The sequence below is a fragment of the Limoniibacter endophyticus genome, from assembly GCF_014652835.1.
Classification (GTDB): Bacteria; Pseudomonadota; Alphaproteobacteria; order Rhizobiales; family Rhizobiaceae; genus Limoniibacter; species Limoniibacter endophyticus.
Genome location: NZ_BMZO01000007.1, coordinates 103,030 through 122,249 on the forward strand (window position 1 = coordinate 103,030; position 19,220 = coordinate 122,249).

At 57.3% G+C, this 19,220-nt stretch carries 19 protein-coding genes; 8 read left to right on the top strand and 11 right to left on the bottom strand.

Going from position 1 to position 19,220, the window contains the following annotated elements; genetic code table 11:
• Positions 1-5: 5 nt before the first annotated feature.
• The 4 genes from IE151_RS11260 to hemC form a co-directional block, all read right to left on the bottom strand.
• The gene (locus tag IE151_RS11260) at positions 6-1,643 is read right to left on the bottom strand and encodes a heme biosynthesis protein HemY (protein WP_189490164.1); all 1,638 of its coding nucleotides are present in this window, start codon (positions 1,641-1,643) and stop codon (positions 6-8) included.
• Positions 1,644-2,972, bottom strand: coding sequence for a hypothetical protein (locus tag IE151_RS11265; RefSeq protein WP_189490166.1), 1,329 nt, complete (start codon positions 2,970-2,972; stop codon positions 1,644-1,646).
• A gap of 116 nt (positions 2,973-3,088) precedes the next feature.
• The gene (locus tag IE151_RS11270) at positions 3,089-3,805 is read right to left on the bottom strand and encodes a uroporphyrinogen-III synthase (protein ID WP_244636721.1); all 717 of its coding nucleotides are present in this window, start codon (positions 3,803-3,805) and stop codon (positions 3,089-3,091) included.
• Positions 3,792-4,718, bottom strand: coding sequence for a hydroxymethylbilane synthase (gene hemC / locus IE151_RS11275; protein ID WP_189490170.1), 927 nt, complete (start codon positions 4,716-4,718; stop codon positions 3,792-3,794). Before hemC ends, IE151_RS11270 begins: the two co-directional genes overlap by 14 nt.
• A gap of 207 nt (positions 4,719-4,925) precedes the next feature.
• On the opposite strand from hemC, the gene tsaD reads away from it, so the two are divergent.
• The 5 genes from tsaD to IE151_RS11300 are packed head-to-tail and all read left to right on the top strand — an operon-like array spanning position 4,926 to position 8,435.
• The gene (gene tsaD / locus IE151_RS11280; RefSeq protein ID WP_189490470.1) at positions 4,926-6,032 is read left to right on the top strand and encodes a tRNA (adenosine(37)-N6)-threonylcarbamoyltransferase complex transferase subunit TsaD; all 1,107 of its coding nucleotides are present in this window, start codon (positions 4,926-4,928) and stop codon (positions 6,030-6,032) included.
• On the top strand, positions 6,029-7,027 hold the full coding sequence (locus IE151_RS11285) for an NAD(P)H-dependent glycerol-3-phosphate dehydrogenase (protein ID WP_189490172.1): 999 nt from the start codon (positions 6,029-6,031) through the stop codon (positions 7,025-7,027). Before tsaD ends, IE151_RS11285 begins: the two co-directional genes overlap by 4 nt.
• Before the next feature lie 2 nt (positions 7,028-7,029).
• Positions 7,030-7,326 carry a YciI-like protein gene (locus IE151_RS11290; protein WP_189490174.1) on the top strand — a complete coding sequence of 99 codons (297 nt, stop codon included), beginning with the start codon at positions 7,030-7,032 and terminating at the stop codon, positions 7,324-7,326.
• 13 nt (positions 7,327-7,339) lie between these two features.
• Complete coding sequence (locus IE151_RS11295; protein ID WP_189490176.1) at positions 7,340-7,771, top strand: EVE domain-containing protein; 432 nt, start codon at positions 7,340-7,342, stop codon at positions 7,769-7,771.
• A gap of 16 nt (positions 7,772-7,787) precedes the next feature.
• The gene (locus IE151_RS11300; RefSeq protein WP_189490472.1) at positions 7,788-8,435 is read left to right on the top strand and encodes a class I SAM-dependent methyltransferase; all 648 of its coding nucleotides are present in this window, start codon (positions 7,788-7,790) and stop codon (positions 8,433-8,435) included.
• On the opposite strand, the gene IE151_RS11305 is transcribed toward IE151_RS11300, so the two are convergent.
• The gene (locus IE151_RS11305; RefSeq protein ID WP_382345094.1) at positions 8,425-9,003 is read right to left on the bottom strand and encodes a L,D-transpeptidase family protein; all 579 of its coding nucleotides are present in this window, start codon (positions 9,001-9,003) and stop codon (positions 8,425-8,427) included. The genes IE151_RS11300 and IE151_RS11305 overlap by 11 nt on opposite strands.
• Positions 9,004-9,087: 84 nt before the next feature.
• Between IE151_RS11305 and IE151_RS11310 the strand changes: the two genes are divergently transcribed.
• Positions 9,088-9,771, top strand: coding sequence for a response regulator transcription factor (locus tag IE151_RS11310; protein WP_189490476.1), 684 nt, complete (start codon positions 9,088-9,090; stop codon positions 9,769-9,771).
• 98 nt (positions 9,772-9,869) lie between these two features.
• Entirely contained in the window at positions 9,870-10,328 is a 459-nt protein-coding gene (locus IE151_RS11315; RefSeq protein WP_189490178.1) for a cyclic nucleotide-binding domain-containing protein, read from the top strand.
• A gap of 2 nt (positions 10,329-10,330) precedes the next feature.
• Here the strand turns inward: IE151_RS11315 and IE151_RS11320 are convergent, their stop codons facing one another.
• The 6 genes from IE151_RS11320 to IE151_RS11345 form a co-directional block, all read right to left on the bottom strand.
• Positions 10,331-11,143, bottom strand: a complete 813-nt coding sequence (locus IE151_RS11320) for an exodeoxyribonuclease III (protein WP_189490179.1) — start codon at positions 11,141-11,143, stop codon at positions 10,331-10,333.
• A 119-nt stretch (positions 11,144-11,262) separates the two neighbouring features.
• Positions 11,263-11,928: an outer membrane lipoprotein carrier protein LolA gene (locus IE151_RS11325; protein WP_244636722.1), complete on the bottom strand. Its 666-nt coding sequence runs from the start codon at positions 11,926-11,928 to the stop codon at positions 11,263-11,265.
• Positions 11,929-11,995: 67 nt separating this feature from the next.
• Positions 11,996-14,815, bottom strand: coding sequence for an FtsK/SpoIIIE family DNA translocase (locus tag IE151_RS11330; RefSeq protein ID WP_189490181.1), 2,820 nt, complete (start codon positions 14,813-14,815; stop codon positions 11,996-11,998).
• Positions 14,816-14,981: 166 nt separating this feature from the next.
• Positions 14,982-16,214 carry an ammonium transporter gene (locus IE151_RS11335; RefSeq protein ID WP_244636730.1) on the bottom strand — a complete coding sequence of 411 codons (1,233 nt, stop codon included), beginning with the start codon at positions 16,212-16,214 and terminating at the stop codon, positions 14,982-14,984.
• Positions 16,215-16,360: 146 nt separating this feature from the next.
• Entirely contained in the window at positions 16,361-16,699 is a 339-nt protein-coding gene (locus IE151_RS11340; protein WP_189490184.1) for a P-II family nitrogen regulator, read from the bottom strand.
• A gap of 242 nt (positions 16,700-16,941) precedes the next feature.
• Complete coding sequence (locus IE151_RS11345; protein WP_189490189.1) at positions 16,942-17,802, bottom strand: acyl-CoA thioesterase; 861 nt, start codon at positions 17,800-17,802, stop codon at positions 16,942-16,944.
• Between the two features lie 112 nt (positions 17,803-17,914).
• Between IE151_RS11345 and IE151_RS11350 the strand changes: the two genes are divergently transcribed.
• The gene (locus IE151_RS11350; RefSeq protein WP_189490190.1) at positions 17,915-19,159 is read left to right on the top strand and encodes a ubiquinone biosynthesis hydroxylase; all 1,245 of its coding nucleotides are present in this window, start codon (positions 17,915-17,917) and stop codon (positions 19,157-19,159) included.
• The last annotated feature ends 61 nt before the right edge of the window (positions 19,160-19,220 follow it).

A 19,220-nucleotide genomic window follows, 5' to 3' on the forward strand; every position in this document is an offset into this window, starting at 1 on the left:
TTAAGCTAAAAGAGATTGCCGCCTCGGGCGGTTTGTTTTGAAGGCGCAGACACGGCTTTTTCTGCCCCCTCGCCCGGATCTCCAATGCCAGGATCGTCCGGCTGACGCAAACCCTCCTGCTGGGGAGGGGTATCTTCGGACACGTCCGATTCGATGATGACAGGAACATCCTCCCGGGGCTCGGCTTTGAGAGCTGCAAGAGAAGCAACGCGCTTCGCGGGAGCGGTCTCGGAAATGTCCTGCCCGGCCGCGTTGGGAGCATCGAATGCAGCTGCCTTGTCAAGAGTGAGTGACCGGTGATCCTCCTGACGGAATTTGTCGGCAAGCTGTACATTAAGCAAATCTGCGGGCTCTTCCTGCTCTACAGGCGCCTTCCACTCGAAGACGTCGATGCGCCCGTCAAGCGGCGAGAAGGGCAGCCACCGATTGGAAACATAGCCATCGGCCACCCAGGCGGCCTCGCGGGGTGCTCGAACAGCACGGGCCAACCATTCGCGAACACGTCCCTGGTTTCCCGTTTCCACCTCCTCTATGTCGGCATAGACAAGATACACATCTTCCCGCGGCCCCATGCGTAGCGCAGCCTCGGCATTGAGGCGTGCTATCTCGAACTTGCCTGCATCTATGGCCGCTCGGGCGATTGCAAGAGCGCCTTCGCGATGGTTCGGGTGCAGCTTTTCGAGACGCTGCGCCTTTTTCAAGCGATCTTCTGCACCATCCCCGCGACATCCCGCGACATAAAGACTCGCAAGTTCAGGGTGCGGGTTACGCTTCCACGTAGTCTCCAGAATTTTCTGCGCCTTGGAAATGTCATTGGCCCGGATCAATGCACGGGCTGCCGTTGCAGCAGCCGGAACAAAATCCGGTGTAAGCGCGTGGGCCTCCAGCGCACTTGTGCGTGCAATATCCGGCGCGTTATTGAGATTCGAAAGAGCCTTGGCCGTCAGGAGAACGGCGCGACGACGATTGTAACGTGTCTTGTCGACCTGTTTTGTAGCCTTTTGCTGTGCCAGAATGGTCAACGCCTTGTCCCAATCACCTTCCGCGCAACGCTGCTCCATTGCCGCTTCACTTGCCCATTCGAGTTGTGGGGAGAGCGCAACAGCCTTTTCAGCATAATTACGCGCTGCTTCCCGCTCGCCAGCCCGTAATGCTTCGAGATAAAGCCCGCGAAGACCCAGAATACGTGTTTCAGGATCGGCAGCCATGGCTTCAAAGCGACGACGCGCTGCCGCATGATCACCCTTGAGGAGTGCCGTCTGCGCGTCAAGAAGATGAAGAAGTGGTTCTTGATCGACACGAATTAGCTTTGCGGCTCGCTCCTTCATCTTCTGAGCCAGAACGGCATCTCCTGCACCCGCGGCAATCATCCCGGTGGACAAGGCCTGATAACCACGGTCACGGCGACGTCCGCGAAAATAACGTCCCACACGCTGTGGGCCGGTCCAGATGGCCTTGAGTACCCACCACGCGAGCATGGCCACAGCTACAATGGCGACGATGACTACAGCGGCAACCAGAACAGATACCTGGAAGCGATAGCCTCCAAAGACCATGACCAGTTCGCCCGGTCGATCGGCGAGCCAACTAAAGCCAAGAGCAAGGGCGCCAATGAGAACAAGGAAAAGCAGGATGCGAATCATCTATTCATTCCCGCCTGCGTTGCGGAGAGCTTGAGCACTGGCCGCCTGAACTTGAGTCAGCACATCCCGACGGGCAACCAGAAGATCAGCGAAACTCTGCCCCGCGGCCTGCACATTGGCCGGAAGTTTGGCGTATTCGGCAAGAGCGGTATCCAGATCGCTCTGATTCACAGCCGCTTCGATGCGTGAAACGACCTCCGGCACGCCGTCGCCTTCAACCGGACCTACAGGCCGTATGCTGACGAGCGCCCTTGCACTCGCCGCAAGCTTATCCACGACCCCGGCGTCAACTGCAGGCTTCTGTGCCTCGGCAAGCATTGCAGCGTAAGCCGCCTCCGCCTGCATCACGATTTCATCATGCGATGGTACGGGTACGGCGCCTCGCGCTTTCAGCGCGTCTACTTCCGGTGTCTCACCGCTCAAAGCGGCAAACCCGTTGACAGCAGCGCTGATATCCCCACCGCGCGTCACAGCATCACGCAGCTGGCTTGCAGCAAGCACAAGTGCCGCCTGCGGCTGATCCGGCCGCGCGTTCATCTGCTGCGTCAGATCGACAATGGACTGATCCGCAGTCTGTAGTTTCTCAGACAGCTCATTAACGCGCGCCTGCAGCTGAGACGTGTCTCCGGCGCCACCTACCACCCCAGCGAGCCGCGTTTCGATCTGCGAGAGACGTTGACCAAGCTCGACGGGCAGGGCCGCTTCTCCAACCGGACGTTCGTTGAGCGCCTGAAGTTCCGCGCGCAGTTGATCGATTTCCGCCCTGAGCGTGTGGACCTCTTGGGACGATGCGCCCCCTTCGCCTTCGACCGCTGCCAGGCGTGCATTCATCGCCTCAATCTGTTGGTTGACCGTCGCCTCGGCGGGCACCGAGCGTTCAGGCAAGATACCCGAATAATAAGCGCCACTTGCCAGCAACAGCACTACAATGCCCCCAGCCAATCCGGCACCAAAACCGGCAAATTTTCCCGAACCAGTTTTCGATGCCAGCGGCACTGTGTATCCACCACCCGAATCGGACGCGGAAGACGACGTAGCCCCTGTGGATTTTGCTGTGCCGGTCGAAGCCGCCGGCTCGCCGGCCGACGAGGCGGAGGGAGCCGGAGACGCGGGAGAGGTTGATTTAGGATACGGGCTATTGGCACCCGAGGCCTCAGCACTCGCCGATGAAGCAGCCGGTTTCGGCTGTGCCTCATTATCCTTTGCCGGAGTTGTCTCCGGCATGCCAGAAGCAGGCTTCCTGTCCTCCAACGGCTTTTCTGCAGCAAGATCGATGGTCACCGGATCCTTCGCTTGCTTGGAGTGCCTATTGGCAGGGACTTTGGCCATGCATCTCTCCTTGAATTTACTTCGCCTCGCCATTTGAGCCTATTCAGCACGGCTCGTCAAAGCCGATAAAGCCTTGAGGTAACGACATAGATTTCGAACCGAGCCTTAATCTATCTTCATGAACGCTTTTCGACCCTAAGCAGTTCAAAAAGTCCTTCCTCATCCGCCGTTTGTGCAACACGCACAAACAATCCCCGGTTTCGCAGGGGCTGCGCCGCGCGCTCGGATATGCATGCAAAGCTGATTTCCGATGTTGGGGACCTTCCAAAGACATCCGCCAGAATCGCGCTGGCGCGCTGGGAATAACTGAGGATACGCGTGACATTATGCTCAATCACGGCGGAACGAAGTTCCTCTGCTGCCCCCATTCGAGCCGGTGCATGATAGGTCTCGAGGACAAGGAGTTCGTACGGTGCAAGCTCAACCTCGACTATGTTCCTGCGTTCACAGCCACACAGATACGCGACACGTGCGCCGGCGGGAATAACCGAGCTAACCTTTTGCGCCAAGGCTGTCGCATCCGGACCGTAGACGACGAAGCTTGCAAACCCCGCTTGACGCAAGGCTTCTCCCGTCGCTTGCCCCACAGCGAAAGCAGGAAGAGCACGTAACGCCTCCAGCATTTTGCTGTCTGCCGAAGAAACGGCATTGGCGCTCGTGACAATCACAGCATCGAATGTTCCTGAAACAGCTTTAACGGGGAGCGTACGAATTTCCGTCAGCGGAACCGCACTTGCGTAAAAACCCTCAGCCTTTAATCGTGCAACCGTTCGTGACGCCGCCGGTTCGGGCCGCGTCACGATCACATGGAATGAGTTCTCAGCTCCAACCATCGAAAAAGGCGGTACCCGCCATTTCACGCAACAGGCTACCAAGCTTACGCCCGATCTCCTGTGCCTGGGCTGCGTCACCCTCCAGCGCCAGCTCGTGCACCTGTGAACCATCTGGCGTCAGAATCATGCCACGCATGTTAACATGGCGCCCCTCTACCTCCGCATAGCCTGCCAAAGGAGTCCGGCAGGAGCCGTCCAACGTTTCCAGAAAGGCACGTTCGCATGTCAACGCCGTCGCTGTCGCATCGTGCTGGATAGCCGCGATCAAAGCACGTGTCTCTATATCGCTGCTTCGTGCTTCGATACAGATTGCGCCTTGACCAGGTGCCGGAGGAAAATCATCCAGCGACAACACCTGCGTAGCGACACTGGCCAGGTCGAGACGGCGAAGGCCCGCATAGGCCAGAAGCGTCGCAGCAACCTGACCTTCTTCGAGCTTGCGCAGACGCGTCTGCACATTGCCGCGAAAGGTCACCGTTGCAATATCCGGCCGCAATCTTTTCACCAGCGCCTGACGGCGGAGTGAAGACGTGCCTACCACGGCTTCGAATGGGAGCTCTTCCAACGTCGCCGCGACCGGAGAGATCAATACGTCGCGCGGATCCTCGCGCTCCAGATAGGCGATGATCTCGAGTCCTTCAGGCAGCTTGGTCGGCATATCTTTCGATGAGTGCACACAAAAATCGATGCGCCCGTCGAAGAGCCCCTCTTCCAGTTCCTTGGTGAACAAACCTTTGCCACCCGCATCCGCCAGCGATCGATCCTGAATTTTGTCGCCGGTTGTCGTCATCGGCACGATTTCGAACGCCTCCTCCGTCAAGCCGTGCGCCGTGCACAAGCGATCGCGTGCTTCCTGTGCCTGCGCTAGCGCCAAGGCGCTTGCCCGTGTACCGATTCGTAAACGCCTATGCATATGCTTTCGTCCGTGCTAACCCGCGTGGCTAGAGTAGCGGGTCATTTCTTGCTGGCACTTGACCGACACCGGACTTCCTCCGATGTCGGTCAAGTGCCAGTCGTCCTGCGGTATCTGGCGGAACGGCTGAAGACGTTGCGTCACGCGCCGGACCCGCTTTGAGAGAATTTAGAGTTCCTCTAACCGGGAAATCGATTACGGGCAATGATGGCGGCCAAAAACAATCAATTACTCGTGTTGGGAATTGAGTCCAGCTGTGACGAAACGGCAGCCGCCGTGGTTTCCAGCGACGCAAGCGGTAAAGCAATTATCCGTTCGAACGTCGTCTTGAGCCAGATCGCCGATCATGCGGCATTTGGGGGCGTTGTGCCGGAGATTGCAGCCCGCGCTCATGTAGAAGCGCTGGATGGACTGATCGAGGCAGCTCTGACCGACGCAAATGTAAAACTCGATCAAATAGACGCCGTGGCTGCAACATCAGGTCCCGGCCTCGTCGGCGGTCTTATCGTGGGATTGATGACCGCTAAGGCTATTGCTGCGGTCATCGGCAAACCTCTTCTGGGTATCAATCATCTCGAAGGCCACGCATTGACAGCGCGCCTCACAGATGATCTCGCGTTTCCCTACCTGCTTTTGCTCGTTTCCGGCGGCCATACCCAAATCGTGCTGGTCAAGGGCGTCGGCGCCTATGAGCGCTGGGCGACCACAATCGACGATGCACTGGGCGAAGCTTTCGATAAAACGGCGAAGCTGCTCGCTCTGGGCTATCCCGGCGGGCCAATGGTCGAAGAGGCGGCGAAAGCGGGCGACCCGGCCCGTTTTGTCTTCCCGCGGCCAATGAAGGGCGATAAGAGCCCGAATTTTTCCTTCTCCGGCCTTAAAACCGCGGTTCGCCAAGCTGCCAATTCTATCGCACCTATCGATGACCAGGACGCCGCCGATATTTGTGCGGGCTTTCAGCTGGCAATTGCCGATACGCTGCGCGATCGCGTCAAACGTGCGCTGGAGCGTTTCAAGGAGCGCTTTCCCGATGTTGCTGAGCCTGCACTGGTCGTGGCTGGTGGTGTTGCAGCCAATCAGCAATTGCGTGAGACGCTGCGGGCGCTTTGTAAAAAGTATGGTTTTTCCTTTCTCGCACCGCCACTCAAGCTCTGCACTGACAATGCCGCAATGATCGCCTGGGCAGGGATCGAGCGGTTGCGTGAGGGTCTTGCCGATGAAAATGCGATGACAACCGCACCGCGCTCTCGCTGGCCGCTAGATGAGGATGCACAGGCGCTGATCGGATCCGGCAGACGAGGAGCCAAGGCATGACATGTTCAACGATTGCCGTTCTAGGCGGAGGAGCCTGGGGCACGGCGCTTGCTGCCGCGATGCGTCGTGCCGGACACAGGGTCCGCCTGTGGGCGCGCGACGCTGAAATTGTGCGCGCCATCAACGAAACCAATCAAAACCCGCATTATCTTCCGGGCGAAACATTACCCGAAGGCATAGAGGCTACGACGGATTTTGCCCTCGCGGTGGCAGATGTAGAAGCCATTCTCGTGGTTATCCCCGCTCAGTCACTGCCGCTGGTTCTGGAGGAGCACAAAGCGGTCCTCAGGGGACCCGCACCGCTTGTGCTCTGCGCCAAGGGTATCGAGCGCGACAGCGGCAAGCGTCTTTCTGAACGTGTAAGCGAGATTTTGTCCGACGCAACCACCAGCGTTCTTTCTGGTCCAAGCTTCGCTCACGACGTTGTTCGGGGCTTGCCAACAGCCGTTTCGATTGCTTGCGCGGATGAAGCTAAAGCCGTTTCTCTGGCGCATCTGCTTTCCACCTCCCAATTCCGTTGTTATTCGACGACGGACGTGATCGGTGTAGAAATCGGAGGTGCACTAAAAAACGTGCTCGCGATTGCCGCTGGCGCCAGTCAGGGCGCAAAGCTCGGTGCCAGCGCTCAGGCGGCCCTTGTGACCCGTGGCTTTGCGGAGCTACGGCGGGTCGGCGAAGCACTTGGCGCTCGCCCCGAAACCTTGATGGGTCTGTCCGGTCTCGGCGACCTGATGCTAACCAGCTCTTCCGCTCAGTCACGTAATTACGCCTATGGACTCGCGCTGGGTAAGGGCGGCTCGCTGATAGATATGAAGCTGGCCGAAGGTGTTGCAACGGCTCACATCGCGGCGCGGATTGTGCGGGACAAGAAAATTAGAGCGCCAATCATTGAGATGGTCGACCGCGTGCTGGCTGCCGAAGTTTCGGTGAAAGAGGCCTTAGACGAATTGATGCAGCGACCGCTGCGCACGGAAAATGACGAAACAGGGGATTGATCATGCTTTTTGCGCTGCTTTGTACCGATAGGGAAGATGCACTCGCCCTGCGCCTCGCGACACGCGACGCGCACATCGCCTATCTGAACGAACTGAACGACAGGGGCACGCTCAAGTTTGCCGGGCCATTTCTTGATGCAGACGGCAAACCGAACGGCAGTCTCGTGGTGGTGGAAGCTGACAGCTCCGCAGAGGCGAAGGCGCTGGCGGCCAGCGATCCCTACGCAAAAGCAGAACTCTTCGCATCCGTCGAGATCAAGCCCTGGAACTGGGTCTTCAACGCTCCGGTTAAGAACTGAAAGGTGCAAGTAGATGCAATTCTGGCTCTTCAAGTCCGAACCTTTCAAGTTTTCTTGGGAAATGCTCAAGGCCAAGGGCGAGATCGGCGAGGAATGGGACGGCGTACGAAATTATCAGGCACGCAATAATATGCGAGCCATGCAGATCGGCGATCTCGGCTTCTTCTATCATTCGAACGAGGGGCTTGAGGTCGTGGGCATTGCAGAAATCTGCAAGCTCGCTCATCCCGATAGCACCACGGACGATCCACGCTGGGAATGCGTCGATATACGTGCCGTACAGGCCATGCCCAAGCCGGTGAGCCTGAAGGACGTGAAAACGAACGAAAAGCTTGTCGACATGGCCCTCGTCACCTCTATGCGGCTTTCGGTGCAACCCGTGAAGCCGGAAGAATGGCGTGAGGTCTGTCGCATGGGAGGGCTGACGCCTGCCCCCGGTCTCTGATTGCGGCGGGGCGGCGCTGTCAGCAAAGCGTGCCGCCTTCATCCGCGCTAACACGACGGTGGAGGCCCCGCCGCATGTGCCCGAACTGCGCCTGCATCTGGCAAGCGAAGTGCATGAATTATGGCATAGCACCGAAGAGCAACTTGCAGAAAAGGGACTGCCGCCACCATTCTGGGCCTTTGCCTGGGCCGGAGGTCAGGGCCTTGCGCGCTACATTCTTGATAATCCGGAAATTGTTGCGGGCAAATCGGTGCTTGATTTTGCATCCGGATCGGGACTCGTTGCGATTGCCGCATGCAAAGCCGGCGCTAAATCCGTAACGGGCTGCGATATCGATCCATTCGCCGAAATCGCTGCATTTCTCAACGCCCAACTCAACCAGATCGCTTTTGATTTTCGCCTTGATGATCTGGTGGGGCGGGACGAAGGTTGGGACGTGCTCCTTGCTGGCGACGTCTTTTACGATCGCGCCATGGCAGATCATATCTCTCCATGGTTATCGGACTTGGCTACACGCGGGGCAAAAGTCTATTGCGGCGATCCCGGACGCTACTATTTACCCAAGGACCGGATGAGTGCCCTCGCCACCTACACCATTCCAGTAAGCCGTGTACTTGAAGACAGCGAGATCAAGAAGACCACCGTCTGGCGGTTCAATGCCTGACCTCGATATATGATTCACGTGAAATCAACCGCAATAGACGGTTCATGACAGGACGTGTCACGGCGATGCATCCCTCGGTTGGCTTGAAGTCCTGTTGGGCCAGATGCAGGAAGATTGCGCTGCCTGTATTGCGCTTACGCATTGAAATGTTCCAGTCCAGCACGAGCCCGATGTCGTAGAGATGATCGCTTCGCTGCATCATCTCATGGCTGGCGCGATAAGGCAGACGCACCTTCCGATTATAGTTACGATCAGTGGGTGCATCGCACCATCCTTCGGCAGGGCTTACTCTACTCACACTTATGAGAGATGGCGCAAGACCGCCCCGCCCTTCCCGAAAAAAGCCATAAAGCACCCGCATCCGCGCTAATGGCGTTCCCCCATCACCTTCTCGTTTTCTCGAGACAACTCCACCCCGTCCCAGCGAACAAGGAAAGCATTGCCCGCCTATTGCAAGAATTCCACGACTACGATTCCCGGGCTTTTGCCTGACGATGATGTGTAGTTTTCCTCGGCCAAATGTCTGGCAAAGCTGACGATTGTATTTTTTTCGAGATAATCGCATCATGCGCAAATCAAACCTTGGAGCATGGCCATGGTGGGAGAGACGCTTCGTATCAATGCCATGCAACAGAAAGGATCGGCAAGACCTATGACAAGCCGCACGCTTCTCGTCGTTGATGACGACAACGATTTCCGCGAAAGCCTCGTTGAACATCTGTCGCCTTATGACGAATTTGAGCTGATCCAGGAAGATAGTGCGACGAAGGCCATCAATGCCGTCAAGGCGAACAAGGTCGATCTGCTGATCATGGATATTGGCCTGCCTGATATGGATGGCCGCGAAGCGGTGAAGATCATGCGCCGCAACGGCTTCAAATCACCAATCGTCATGCTGACGGGCCATAATACGGATTCCGACACAATTCTGGGTCTCGAAGCTGGCGCAAATGACTACGTTGCCAAGCCGCTGCGTTTCGCCGTGTTGCTGGCCCGCATTCGCGCCCAACTTCGGCAGCACGAGAATAGCGAGGACGCAACCTTTGCGGTTGGCCCGTATACCTTCAAACCAAGCCAGAAGGTGCTGATCGAGATCGATGGCAAGAAAATTCGTCTCACCGAGAAAGAAGCCGCGATCATCAAATATCTATATCGCGCCGGGCAGAAGGTGGTAACGCGCGATGTGCTTCTGGAAGAAGTCTGGGGATACAACTCCGGCGTCACCACTCATACGCTCGAAACGCACGTCTATCGCTTGCGCCAGAAGATCGAGCGTGATCCATCCAATGCGCGCATACTCGTGACGGAAAGCGGCGGATACAAGCTTATCCCCTGAGCCAGGCAATTGAGGGGAAATTATGCATAAGGGCAGGCTATTGGGAATGCCGTTGAGGTCAGTGCTTCAACCACGATGTCGCAAAAACGGGCGACTCCATGGGGCTTGAGGAAGACATTTTTCTGCTGCGCAAAATCGAGCTGTTCGCAAGCTTCGACAACGAACCTCTGCGGCTGCTTGCGTTTGGCGCAGAGAAAATGCAGCTCAAGCGTGGAACCACGCTCTTTCAAGAAGGTGACACCTCTGACAGCGCCTATCTCGTCATGCATGGCGGCATTGATCTCATGCGCGCCCATGGCGATCAAGAATTCACCGTCGAATCAGTAAGCTCCGGCGCATTGATCGACGAAATGGCCCTGATCACGCGAATGACGCGCTCAGCCAGTGCCATCACCCGCACCAATTGCGAACTGATGCGCATTGGACGCAGCCAATTCCGACGGATTCTCGAGGAATATCCGCAGCTGGCAGCAAACCTACACGAGGTAATCACGCGACGTTTTCAGGAAATGGTCGCGCGGATGAGTGAAGTCCAGTCTCGTTTGGGTGACGACTGATCTCAGCCGATCGAAGGATCGAAGCGCCCCAGGACCGGCACGTGATCCGACGGGCGGTCCCAGCCGCGTGCCTCGCGCAATATCTGCAAGTCGCCGAAGCCAGGCGCAAGATTGGCAGAGGACCATATGTGATCCAGTCTGCGCCCGCGGTCCGCGGCGCTCCAGTCACGCGCGCGATAGCTCCACCATGTGTAGAGCTTCTGGTCGGCAGGCACGCGCTCTCGCATCAAATCGACCCAGCCGCTCTTTTTGCGCATATCCTCGAAGGTTTCCGTCTCGACCGGCGTATGACTGACGACTTTGAGGAGTTGCTTATGCGACCAGACGTCGTGCTCGAGCGGAGCGATATTAAGATCGCCAACGAGGATCGATGCGGTCCTGTCCGATTGTTCGGCATAAATCGCTCGCATTTCTTCCAGAAAATCCAGCTTGTGCTTGAACTTTGGATTAACCGCTACGTCGGGTTCGTCACCACCGGCGGGAATATAGAAATTATGAAGGATGATCGACTTGCCATCGCTGTCGAAACGCGTCGAAATATGACGGGTATCGTCAATATCGCAAAATCGGCGCCGTTCAACCAGCTCAAGCGGCAGCTTAGAGATGGTGGCGACGCCGTGATACCCCTTCTGGCCGCTGATTGCGATGTGGGGATAACCAAGATCATGGAATGCTTGAAGCGGAAAGAGATCGTCAGGACATTTGGTTTCCTGGAGGCACAAAATCTCAGGCTGATATGTCTTCAGGAAATGCTCGACAATAGGCAGGCGCAAGCGTACCGAATTGATATTCCACGTGGCAAGGGTAAAAGGCATTTGAGCGTCCAGGCAATCTTATCGAATTGCGGTGAACCTGACAGCGCGCGCTCCCACATGCAAGAAGCCCGCGACCTCCGATCGCGGGCATACCTGAATACGCACAGTTTATAAGAGCGTCATCCCTTGCGGCGCTGCTCATTGACGACGCGATTACGTTTGTAATCGATGACGAACATACCCGGATCCAAACTTACGCCCTGCTGCACGTTGAAGATCATCACCGTGGTATCCTTGCCCTGCGCGTCCGTAATGGTCCACTGACGCAACTCATAATTCTTCGGATCAAACATCATCGTAATGCGTGAGTTTCCAAATACCTGACGATCAGCAATCTGGATAGTTGTCAGGTCTGGCTCTTCCTTGACATTTGTGACACGCCCGCCCGAAAGGTCGATCCGTTCGTCAAGCAAAAGCTTGAGCGGCGTCTTCGAAAGCGGATAGAGGTCCGACGTGTTGAGCTTGCGATTATCGATCACAACAGACGTGCCGTCCGAAATTACCTTGTAGGATGAAGGCGCTTCATAGTCGAAACGGATCTTGCCCGGTCGCGAGATGTAGAACTTGCCGCCGGTCTGCTCGCCGCGCGGACCAAACTGAACGAACTCGCCAGCCATCGTTTTTACAGACGAGAAATGATTAGCAATCTGCTGTGCCTGTGCCGGTGCGCCTTGCGCGAAAGCCGGAAAGCTGATGAGCGAGCCGGTCGCGGCCGTACCGAAGAGCACCAAGCCCAACGCGAGCGCGTCGCGGCGGGACATATTGGCGATATCGAGTTTAGTCATCGAAAGCTCCGGTTGTTCCTGTCTTGCCGTGCTACTCCCCTACTGGGGCTGAATTTTGGCACCTGGCTTATATGTGATCCTGCTCGGTCGGCACGAGAATCTCGCGCTTTCCGGCGTGGTTTGCTGGACCAATAACGCCTTCCTGCTCCATTCGTTCAATGATCGAGGCAGCGCGGTTATAGCCGATGCCAAGGCGACGCTGGATATAGGATGTGGAAGCCTTGCCGTCTCGCAGAACAATGGCAACGGCCTTGTCGTACGGATCGTCTGAATCGTCCATATTGCCGCTATTGCCACCGCCTGAGCCGGAATTACCGCCATCGTCCTCGCCATCATCTTCCGTGACCGCGTCGAGATATTGCGGGACGCCCTGCACTTTGAGATGCGCCACAACCTGTTCGACTTCCTCATCAGAAACAAAGGGGCCATGCACGCGAGTGATGCGCCCGCCGCCCGCCATATAGAGCATGTCGCCCATGCCCAACAGCTGTTCGGCGCCCTGCTCGGACAGAATGGTACGGCTGTCGATCTTGGAGGTCACCTGGAAGGAGATACGTGTCGGGAAGTTAGCCTTGATCGTTCCGGTGATGACGTCAACAGAAGGACGTTGCGTTGCCATGATCACATGGATACCTGCTGCGCGCGCCATCTGCGCAAGACGCTGGACGGTACCTTCGATGTCCTTGCCTGCAACCATCATCAAGTCCGCCATCTCGTCAATGATGACGACGATGAAGGGCATCGGCTCGAGATCAAGATCCTCCGTCTCGTAGATAGCCTCCCCTGTTTCGCGATCGAATCCGGTCTGCACGGTGCGGGTGATGGTTTCGCCCTTCTGCTGCGCCAGCTTGACCTTCTGATTGAAGCCTTCCACGTTGCGCACGCCGACTTTGGACATCTTGCGATAACGGTCCTCCATCTCGCGCACTGTCCATTTTAGCGCGACTACCGCTTTTTTCGGATCGGTAACGACCGGCGTCAGGAGGTGCGGGATACCATCATAGACCGACAGTTCCAGCATTTTCGGATCGATCATGATCAGACGGCACTGCTCCGGCGTCATACGATAGAGCAGCGACAGGATCATCGTGTTGATCGCTACTGACTTACCCGAGCCGGTCGTACCGGCGACAAGCAGATGGGGCATCTTGGCAAGATCGGCAATGACGGAATCGCCGTTGATTGTCTTACCCAGACCGATGGCGAGCTTTGCCTTGCTGGTATCAAAATCTTTGCTGGCCAGAATTTCCCGCAAATATACCGTCTCGCGTTTTGCGTTCGGCAGTTCGATGCCAATGGCATTCCGACCCGGCACAACAGCCACACGCGCCGCGATGGCGCTCATCGAGCGAGCAATGTCATCAGCCAGACCAATGACCCGCGACGACTTGATACCAGGAGCTGGCTCCAACTCGTAAAGCGTGACGACCGGACCCGGGCGCACCTGAATGATCTCGCCCTTGACGCCAAAGTCTTCCAGAACACCCTCAAGCAGGCGTGCATTCTGTTCCAGCGCGTCCTGCGAAAGCAGCGGATCGCGGGCAATACTCTTGGGCTCGGTGAGGAAATGCAGCGAGGGCAGCTCAAAGCCATCCGGTGTAATGAACGATGCCTGCGCTTCGCGCTGCACGCGCACGCTGGGCTTCGGCGCCGGTGGCGGCGTCGCGACGCGGTTTGCCCCCGCGCCAGCCCTTTGCGCAGCGGACAGCTCAGCGGCGCGCACCGCCTGGGGTCCTCGCGTGGGAACTTGGCGTACCTCCGCGCGACGTTCCATGGCAGGTTCATCTACGAGGTCGAAGGGTGGTTCGTCGTCGTAATCGTCGTCCTGATCAATATTATAGGCGTTTGCCGAAGAAGCACGCGGATTTGGCATGTCCCCGCGCGGATTGATAGCCAGCAAGCCGGAGCGGCCCGGTTCCGGCCTTTCATCATCCAGATCGAAGTCGAGTTCACTTTCCGCAAGACGGCTATAGCCATCGTCGAAGTCCGGCTCAACGCGGATGCGCGGCTCGTGACCTTGAACTGGATAAGTGGCAGCCCGTGCAGGCCTGGCCGGCTGCTCCGGCTCGACCTCGATATAATTGTCCTCGACCGCGTCTTCAAAATCTTCGTAGTACTCTTCGGACGCGGCTCGCCGGCCAAGACCTGCTGAGGATTTTCGATTGAGTTTCAGAGTCCGACGGACGGAGGCGCTTACGGACAACCACCAGTGCGTCATCAGCCCGATAAATGCATTCCCTTCGTCTTCCTCGTCCTCATCGAAATCGTCTTCCTCCTCTTGAACAGCCGCTTTGCGAGCCACCTTCGCCTCAGGCTCGCGCTGACCAATCATACCTGACGCAAAAATAAGAAGGTAGAGAGCGGGCGCAAGAAGGAAGGCGGCGATGACCGAGGCGACGAGGCCGGTCGGATAGCGGCCGATGAAAAGGGCTGGCAGTTTCAGAACCATGTCACCGAATACGCCCCCCAGACCAGTGGGCAGCGGCCAGCTTGGCGGAGGCGTCACACAGCCAGCGATCGCTGCTGCAAGGATAGCGCCGCCCAGCCAAGAAAGAATGCGCATCGGTTTGCGATCGACCCCTCGGGCCGCAAAGAAAAGGTAGGCCCAGGCGACCGCGGGAACGAGCAACATGAGCGAGCCGATGCCGAAGAATTGCATGGCAAGGTCGGAAAACACAGCCCCCGGATAACCGACGGCGTTGGAGATCGGATTGTCCGTGGCGTGACTGAAGCTTGGATCGGCAACGTTCCAGGTCCCAAGCGAAGCGACGCCAAGCGCAATCAGCCCGAAAAGACCCAAACCGGATAATCGCCCGGCCTGACGCAGGAAGAAGGCCTTGATGCCATATCCTGTTTCATCATGCGCGATGGGTGTGGCTGAACGCATCGAACGACCTCGTCTACTATATGCAACGATCCCGAAGGGATCATCAGGTGAGAATCAGGCACACCATAGGGCAGCGATGGTTAAGACAGTTTTAACCATGACGAGATGTTGAACATGAAAGAACCCGGCGCAATGGCCGGGTCCCTCTACTTCTATGGATGCGAACCTACGAATGATAGGCGGCTTCGCCATGCGTGGCGAGATCCAGGCCCTGAACTTCTTCCTCCACCGTGGGACGCAAGCCGACGATCACATCGACGACCTTGTAGAGGATAGCCGATATGACACCGCACCAGACGATGGTGATCAGGACGCCCTTGAGCTGGGTCCAGAACTGGCCAGCCATCGAACCATCGTCGCCGAATCCGACACCGCCAAGACCAGGCGCCATGAAGATGGCGACGCCAAGAGCACCGACGATACCGCCAATGCCGTGAATGCCAAAGACGTCCAGCGAGTCATCATAGCCGAGCTTGACCTTGACGACCGCCACGAAGAAGTAACAGGCGATCGAAGAAATCGCACCCAGCACGATGGCGCCGACAGGACCCACAGAGCCGCAGGCTGGCGTGATGGCTACGAGGCCGGCGATCATGCCGGAGACAGCGCCGAGCATCGATGCTTTGCCGCGCGAAAGCGCTTCGATCAGCGACCACGCTACAATACCACCAGCGGTTGCCGTAAACGTATTGATCATGGGCAGCGTCGCACCGGCATTCGCTTCCAGGTTGGAGCCGACATTGAAGCCGAACCAACCAACCCACAGCATCGCGGCACCGACCATGGTCAGGGTCATCGAGTGCGGGGCCATGTTGTCCTTGCCGTAATTGTGGCGCTTGCCGATGATGATAGCGCCGACGAGAGCCGCGATACCGGCATTGATATGAACGACTGTACCACCGGCGAAGTCGACCGCGCCCATGTTGAAAATCAGACCGTTTGCGTCCCATACCATGTGTGCGACCGGGAAGTAGACGAAGGTCAGCCAGAGAATCACGAAGAGAACAACGGCCGAAAACTTGACGCGTTCGGCGAAGCCTCCGACGATGAGCGCCGGGGTCAGTGCGGCGAAGGTCATCTGAAAGCAGATGAACAGATATTCAGGGATAACGACGCCGTCCGTAAAGGTTGCGGCAGTCGACTCGACCGTCACCCCTGACAGAAAGAGCTTTCCGAAGCCGCCAAAGAAAGCGTTGGTCGAGCCACCGAAGGCGAAGGAGTAGCCGTAAAGCACCCAGACGATCATTGCCACAGCGCCGATCATCGTCGTCTGCATGAGCACCGACAGCATGTTTTTTGTGCGAACAAGCCCGCCATAGAACAGGCCGATACCGGGCACGAGCATGAAGAGGACAAGGATCGTTGAGATCATCATCCAGGAAATATCTCCCTTGTCCATAACTTCCGCGGGCGCCGGTGCGGCGTCTTGAGCAAAAGCAGCGTTCAGGCCGAATGCACCAAGCGCCAGAACAGTCGACAGCGCGGTGCGCCAACCCTGCTTGAATTGAATTGCGTTGTTCATTGAGTTTTCCCCTGAGCCCGGCGTTAGAGCGCCTGTTCGTCTGCTTCGCCTGTGCGAATACGCACGGCCTTGTCGACGTTGAGAACAAAGATCTTGCCGTCACCGATCTGACCCGTCTTTGCGGCAGCTGCGATGGCATCGACGGCTTTAGCTTCCAGATCCGAGGGTACGACCACCTCGATCTTCAACTTAGGCAGAAAGTTCACGGCATATTCGGCACCGCGATAAATTTCGGTATGTCCTTTTTGCCGCCCGTAGCCTTTGACTTCCGTGACGGTCAGGCCGTGGATGCCAATTTCGGTGAGCGCTTCGCGCACCTCTTCCAGCTTGAACGGCTTGATGATTGCCATGACAATTTTCATCGGTTTTCCCTCTCCAGCTGCGGATTTACCCGCATTGACTGCTATCGCCGGCCGCTTACGCCCCGCCGGTGACTGAAGAGAAGAGATTCAAGAGACGTGCCAAACCGAAATAAAAACGACAAATACATGAATTTACGTAGAAATTTAATCTAATCGCCTATTTTCGCAGCAGAGGGACGGCACCCAGTATGCCTAATCTTTATGCAATCATAAGCAACAACTTGGTTTCCCCCCACATTTGCCTACTTTGTACGCAGGCGCATAAGCCCTTCTTGCACCGTCGACGCAATGAGCAGGCCCGCACGAGTATAAAGCGCACCGCGCGTAAATCCACGTGAGCTACCGGCCCATGGGCTGTCTTGCGTATAGAGAATCCAGTCGTCCAGCCGATCTTGGCGATGAAACCACATTGCGTGATCCAGGCTGGCCATCTGCAAGCGCGGGTCAAACACGCCCCCACCGTGCGGAAAAGTTGCCGTGTCGAGAAGTGTCATGTCGGAGAGATAGGCGAGCGCCGCGGATTGGATTCGCGGATCTTCGACTGGCTCCTGCATCTTGACCCAGACATGCTGAACGGGGGGGAGCTTTTCGGTGCTTGTATAGTGCTCAGGGAAGACGGGACGTAGTTCGAGCGGCCTATCTCTTTTAAAATAGCGACGAATCGGTTCTGGGACATTGTCCATTCGTTCAAGCATCTGCCGCAACGAGAGCAGTTCTTCCGGCTGAGGAATACCCGACGGCAAGTCAACTTGATGCTCCAATCCCTGCTCATGCGCCTGGAAAGAAGCCTCGAGGGAAAAGATCGCATCTCCGCGCTGGCTGGCAACGACACGCCGCGTGGTGAAGCTCTTGCCGTCGCGAATCCTGTCCACCGCGTAGAGGATGGGTACGTTCGGATCGCCCGGCCGCATGAAATAGCAGTGAAGGGAATGCACCAATCGCTCTTGCTCGACTGTCCTTTGTGCGGCGAGTAATGCCTGTCCGATCACCTGCCCACCGAAGACGCGCTGCCAACTGGTGTTGGGACTGATGCCCCGGTAGAGAATTGGATCGATCGTCTCGATGTCGAGAATGTTCAAGAACGCATCCATGGATGTTGGCATCCGGTCGGCCCACCTTTAATGAATCAGTCGCCCCAGATAATGGGCTGGAGGAGCCGGCGACAAGGCCCTATGTAAAGGCAAGAGATTCAATCCCGGACGAAGAGGACAAGACATGACCCAGAACGGCGCTCTTGGAGGGGAAAGCAGGATAGACATCGTCGTTGCGGGCGCGGGTTATGTTGGACTGGCCACCGCAGTGGCCATTGCACAAGCACAGCCCGGCCTCACTGTCCGGATCATTGATGCAGCACCAGAAGGCGCTTGGCAGAAGGATCAGCGTGCGTCGGCGATAGCAGCAGCAGCCTGCCGGATGCTTGAGCGCCTCGGTTGCTGGTCGGATATTGCCCCGCATGCGCAGGCGATTACCGAGATGATTGTCACCGATTCCAAGACCGCCGACCCGGTGCGCCCTGTGCTGCTGACTTTCTCTGGCGAGGTCGAGGCAGGTGAGCCTTTCGCCCATATGGTGCCGAACAAGGAGCTGAACGCCGCGCTGCGCGCCAAAGCCGAAGCTCTCGGGATCAAACTGACTGAGGGCGTGTCCGTGACGGATTTCGTCACCGAACCCACGTTCACGCGTCTGACTCTGTCGCATGGAGAGACCGTCGAAGCCAGTCTGCTGATTGCCGCGGACGGCGTAAAATCTCGTTTGCGTGAAAAAGCAGGCATTCGCACGGTGCACTGGGATTACGGCCAGTCTGGCATCGTCTGCACTGTCGCGCATGAACGCCCGCATCATGGCCGTGCCGTCGAACACTTTTTACCCGCTGGCCCCTTTGCCATTCTGCCTCTGACCGGAAATCGTTCTTCGATTGTCTGGACGGAAAAGACGACTGAAGCTGACCGTCTCGTCGGCGCCGATCCGCTGATCTTTGAAAGTGAGCTGGAGCTGCGTTTCGGTCTTGAACTGGGTGAAATCCGCGCGGAAGGCAAGCCACGCGCCTTTCCTCTGTCCTTGACCCTGGCACGCGATTTCGTACGTCCCCGCTTCGCGCTGGTAGGCGACGCAGCACACGGCATCCATCCCATTGCAGGCCAGGGACTGAACCTCGGCTTTAAGGATGCGGCAGCTCTGGCGGAAACCGTGGTGGAAGCCGCCCGCCTCGGTCAGGATGTCGGCGCGCTGGACATACTGGAGAACTACCAGCGTTGGCGCCGCTTCGACACTTTGCGAATGGGTGCGACCACCGATGTTCTGAACCGGCTCTTTTCCAACGAATCCACCTTGTTGCGCAGTATCCGCGACATTGGCCTTGGTCTTGTTGAGCGTATGCCCCCTCTCAAGTCCTATTTCATTGACCAAGCAGCGAGCCAAGAAAGAAACGAACCGCGTTTGCTGCAAGGGGAAGCGATCTGAAATCGTTGGGAACCCAATGCAGAACCGAAGCGTTGAGCGTACGCTCATTCTTTCTGTGAGC

Coding starts and splice junctions, on each gene's coding strand:
- IE151_RS11305 (WP_382345094.1), bottom strand. CDS start 9,003: ATGATGCGATTATCTCGAAAAAAATACAATCGTCAGCTTTGCCAGACA.
- IE151_RS11330 (WP_189490181.1), bottom strand. CDS start 14,815: ATGCGTTCAGCCACACCCATCGCGCATGATGAAACAGGATATGGCATC.
- IE151_RS11285 (WP_189490172.1), top strand. CDS start 6,029: ATGACATGTTCAACGATTGCCGTTCTAGGCGGAGGAGCCTGGGGCACG.
- IE151_RS11295 (WP_189490176.1), top strand. CDS start 7,340: ATGCAATTCTGGCTCTTCAAGTCCGAACCTTTCAAGTTTTCTTGGGAA.
- IE151_RS11315 (WP_189490178.1), top strand. CDS start 9,870: ATGGGGCTTGAGGAAGACATTTTTCTGCTGCGCAAAATCGAGCTGTTC.
- IE151_RS11265 (WP_189490166.1), bottom strand. CDS start 2,972: ATGGCCAAAGTCCCTGCCAATAGGCACTCCAAGCAAGCGAAGGATCCG.
- IE151_RS11270 (WP_244636721.1), bottom strand. CDS start 3,805: ATGGTTGGAGCTGAGAACTCATTCCATGTGATCGTGACGCGGCCCGAA.
- IE151_RS11325 (WP_244636722.1), bottom strand. CDS start 11,928: ATGACTAAACTCGATATCGCCAATATGTCCCGCCGCGACGCGCTCGCG.
- IE151_RS11260 (WP_189490164.1), bottom strand. CDS start 1,643: ATGATTCGCATCCTGCTTTTCCTTGTTCTCATTGGCGCCCTTGCTCTT.
- IE151_RS11350 (WP_189490190.1), top strand. CDS start 17,915: ATGACCCAGAACGGCGCTCTTGGAGGGGAAAGCAGGATAGACATCGTC.
- tsaD (WP_189490470.1), top strand. CDS start 4,926: ATGGCGGCCAAAAACAATCAATTACTCGTGTTGGGAATTGAGTCCAGC.
- hemC (WP_189490170.1), bottom strand. CDS start 4,718: ATGCATAGGCGTTTACGAATCGGTACACGGGCAAGCGCCTTGGCGCTA.
- IE151_RS11320 (WP_189490179.1), bottom strand. CDS start 11,143: ATGCCTTTTACCCTTGCCACGTGGAATATCAATTCGGTACGCTTGCGC.
- IE151_RS11290 (WP_189490174.1), top strand. CDS start 7,030: ATGCTTTTTGCGCTGCTTTGTACCGATAGGGAAGATGCACTCGCCCTG.
- IE151_RS11310 (WP_189490476.1), top strand. CDS start 9,088: ATGACAAGCCGCACGCTTCTCGTCGTTGATGACGACAACGATTTCCGC.
- IE151_RS11335 (WP_244636730.1), bottom strand. CDS start 16,214: ATGGACAAGGGAGATATTTCCTGGATGATGATCTCAACGATCCTTGTC.
- IE151_RS11345 (WP_189490189.1), bottom strand. CDS start 17,802: ATGCCAACATCCATGGATGCGTTCTTGAACATTCTCGACATCGAGACG.
- IE151_RS11340 (WP_189490184.1), bottom strand. CDS start 16,699: ATGAAAATTGTCATGGCAATCATCAAGCCGTTCAAGCTGGAAGAGGTG.